The sequence below is a fragment of the Dietzia sp. B44 genome (assembly GCF_014145245.1).
Taxonomy (GTDB): domain Bacteria; phylum Actinomycetota; class Actinomycetes; order Mycobacteriales; family Mycobacteriaceae; genus Dietzia; species Dietzia natronolimnaea.
In genome coordinates this window covers 1-3270 of the sequence record NZ_JAALEF010000242.1, presented here as the reverse complement: position 1 = coordinate 3270, position 3270 = coordinate 1, and the positions used below count along the sequence as shown (strand labels likewise).

The 3270-nt window shown below is 70.9% G+C and carries 3 protein-coding genes and 1 pseudogene; 2 read left to right on the top strand and 2 right to left on the bottom strand.

Annotation, left to right across the window (positions count from 1 at the left end; translation table 11 throughout):
* Positions 1-403: pseudogene (locus tag G6017_RS08835) on the top strand (N-acetyl-1-D-myo-inositol-2-amino-2-deoxy-alpha-D-glucopyranoside deacetylase); the annotation flags it as partial.
* A complete protein-coding gene (locus G6017_RS08830) occupies positions 400-801 on the top strand; it encodes a hypothetical protein (RefSeq protein ID WP_182610540.1) in 402 nt (133 codons plus the stop codon). The pseudogene G6017_RS08835 and the gene G6017_RS08830, both read left to right, overlap by 4 nt.
* Here the strand turns inward: G6017_RS08830 and G6017_RS08825 are convergent.
* Both G6017_RS08825 and G6017_RS08820 read right to left on the bottom strand, forming a co-directional pair.
* Positions 772-2460 (bottom strand): PH domain-containing protein, encoded by a 1689-nt coding sequence (locus G6017_RS08825; protein ID WP_182610541.1) that lies wholly within the window; start codon positions 2458-2460, stop codon positions 772-774. The two genes, G6017_RS08830 and G6017_RS08825, sit on opposite strands and share 30 nt — an antisense overlap.
* Complete coding sequence (locus tag G6017_RS08820; protein ID WP_179525600.1) at positions 2457-3101, bottom strand: PH domain-containing protein; 645 nt, start codon at positions 3099-3101, stop codon at positions 2457-2459. The genes G6017_RS08825 and G6017_RS08820 overlap by 4 nt, the downstream gene beginning before the upstream one ends.
* Between the last annotated feature and the right edge of the window lie 169 nt (positions 3102-3270).

Sequence of the window (3270 nt, the reverse complement as noted above, 5' to 3'; positions counted from 1 at the left end):
TCTCGACGAGGCCGGCCACCGGCCCCGGCGGATGGCGTGGACGGTGACCGCCCGGTCGGACGTCTCGCGACGGCACCCCGCGCCACCCGGCCACCTGCGGCACGCGGGGGAGTCCGAGCTTCCCTCGGTGCCGGACTCCCGACTCACCCACCGGGTGCCGCTCGACGACGCGACCTATGCGGCCAAGTTGGAGGCACTGACCGGGCACGCGACCCAGCTGGAACTGGTGCCCGGCACGGACGACGATCCGTGGTTCCTCGCACTGACCAACGGGGTGCTGCAGCCGGTCTCGGAGGTCGAGTGGTACATCGCCCACGACCTCGTCGACCCCGACGGCCCCTACGTCAAGTGCCCGCCCGGCACCGCACACCTTCTCGACGGACTCGTGGGGGAGTCCCGGTGACCCGCCGGACCGCCGTCGCGCGCACCACCTCGGCCGTGGAGCTCGGCGTGGCGCTGCTGATGCTCGCGGTGGGGGCCGCGACCAGCTGTGTCCTCACCGTCGCCTGGTTGACCGCGTATGTCGGCCCGGTCCCGGCCCCGTTCACCATCCTGGTGGCCGGCGCGTGGTCGCTGTTCCTGGTGCGGGTGGCCTCCGCCTGGTCCGAACGCGCGATCGTGGCCGTGTTCCCGGCCCTGATCTGGATCCTCACCCTGGTGGCGCTCAACCTGGGTCCCGGCGGGGACATGCCGGTCCCGATCGGGTTGCGGGGCCTGGCGCTGCTGCTGGTGGGCGGTCTCATCCCGCTGTGGGTCGCGACCCTGGGTCGATCACTGCGCCCGGATACCCATCGAGGGTGAGGAACGCACGTCGGGGTCACCCTCGTGGTTCCAGACGTCCGTGATCCCCGGGGTCAGCGCCTCGGCCAGAGCCCACGCCTCGTCGGCGTCCATGTCCATCACCGAGTAGACGCCGTTGCCCGCCGGGGTGGCCGCGGAGACGGTGGCGACCCCGGCCGAGCGCTGGAACACCGACTGGGTCACCGTCCATCCGATGATCCCGTCCGCCTCGAGCACCGTCCGCTTGGCGGTCCACGACCCGTGCGAGGTCACCAGCATGTCGGGCAGCAGTGCGTGGCCGAGCATCCTGATCCGGTCGACCGACAACGCGAGGAAGAACACGAGGGCCGCCGGGATCGCCCACCGCACCCAGATGTCGGCCGAGGGACCGGAGTCGATCCGGACCAGGACGATGAGACCGGCCACGATCCAGAACGGCATGAGTCCGCGGGTGATCCGCCGCCGGGCGGCCTTCCACGGGTGACGTCGCAGAGGCACGGTGACGGGGGTCGGGTCGCCGAGGATGCGGATCGCCACCCGGCGGACGTCCTTGATGGGTGCCTGCGGCAGCAGGGTCGACGCGGCGGCACCCTTCTTGGTCCCCGTCATGATGGGCTCGAGCCGGCCGCCGCCCAGGAGCCGGAGGTACACGGGCAGACGGATCTCGACCCCGCGGAGCCTCGCCTTGTCCAACGCCTGGTGCTTGCGGCGCAGGATGCCGTTCTGGACGTAGAGCAACTGCCCACGGTCGGTGAGTGCGTACTTCCCGTAGCGGATCGCGTACGTGATGATCGCCAGGACGCCGGCCACCATCCAGATCGCGACGGCCTCGCCGACCAGGGTCCACGGTTGTCCGAGGGAATCGAGCCACGAGACGGCCGCCTCGACCACCGCGAGGTCCATGACGCGGTCGTGCATGTCGCCCATCTGCCAGGTGATGAGCCACAGTGACAGGAGCACGCCGAACCCGATGAAGGAGAACGGCGCGAACCTTGCCCACGTGACGCGCCACTGGGAGATGTCCTCACCGTACTTCGACCCCCACTGCTCCTCGTCCTCCTCGCTGAGCGTCGGGTCCAGGGCACGCCGGTGCTCGAGCAACTCGTCGCGCAGCGGCTCGACCTGGGCCGTGTCGATGGCGTTGAGCCGGAACCGCTCGGCGTCCGACTTCCCGGAGTCCGCGCGGCCGGTGCCGACCTCGACGATCGACACCCGCATGACCCGGTGGAACAGATCCGATTCGGTGTCCACGCTGCGGATCCGCTGGCGCGACACCGTGACCACGTTGCGGCTGAAGAAGCCCTTCCTCAGGATGATGTGGGTCCGGCCGACCTGATAGCTCGTGGACAGCCACCGCAGCAGACTGCCGAGGACGATCAGTGAGATGACGCCGATCTCGAACCAGTAGTTGTTGCGGTTCGAGCCCAGCCACAGGGAGATGAGGAACAGCGGGAGCAACCGGGTGAGCATCCCCAGGGGATCCACCAGCAGCATCCGCCAGGACAACCGCTCCCACGGGGCCTCCGGGTCGACCTGTCCGGCCTCGTCGGTCCGATCGGCCGCGGTGTCCTCCTCCGTCGGGTCGGAACCCGGGTCCCGCGCGGTGTCGACGGAGGAGCCGGCCTCGTCGTCGTCGTCCGGACCCGCCGTCACCCCGGTCGCGGCGCCCGGTCCGCTCACGTCCCGTCCTCCGAGTCCAGGTTGGCGATGGCGATGAGGTGCTGGGCCAGGGCCTCGGCATCAGCGAGGGTCAGCCCCCTGATCTCGACCGTGCCCTGGGCGGAGGCGGTGGAGGCGTGGACCGTGGCCAGGCCGAACCAGCGCTCGAACAGGTTGCGGGTGGTGTACACCGTCTGGAGGCGGGCCAGCGGGGCGATCCGGAACTGGGTGGTCCACCAGCCCTTGCGCGAGCACACCGCGGTGTCCGAGACGTCCCAGCGGGCCACGATGTAGCGCCACCACGGCGCCACCACGATCGACATGAACGCGAACGGGACGGTCGCGGCCAGCGCGACCCAGTTCCAGAACCCCATCACGTTGTCGCCCCAGAAGTACCACCCGACCTGCAGGGCGGCGAGGATCGCCCACGACCAGATCCCCTCGATCACCCACAACACCGGCGTGCGGGGGGAGATCCGGTGACGCGGAGCCGTGACGAGAACCCGGTTGGACGTCAGCAGACCCTCCCCGGAGTCGGGGACGTCCTCGGTGGCGGTCGCCGGAGCCGGCTCGCGCAGGGCGTGGGCGCCACCGGCGCCACGGGGGGGTGCGGACACCAGGGGATCGCCGTTGCTGCGCAGGGGACGGGCGGGATCGGGCATGCCGCCCAGACTAATGCGCGGTCCCGTTCCGCACGCCCGTGACCTCCCACGCAGCACCGGCCCTCCACCTCCCGGCCCCGGTGGGGCATCATCACGGACATGGATCTCGCCCTGACGCCCGTCGATCCCGAGCCCACGCCCTCGGCCATGCGGCGCGCGCTGCGCCGGG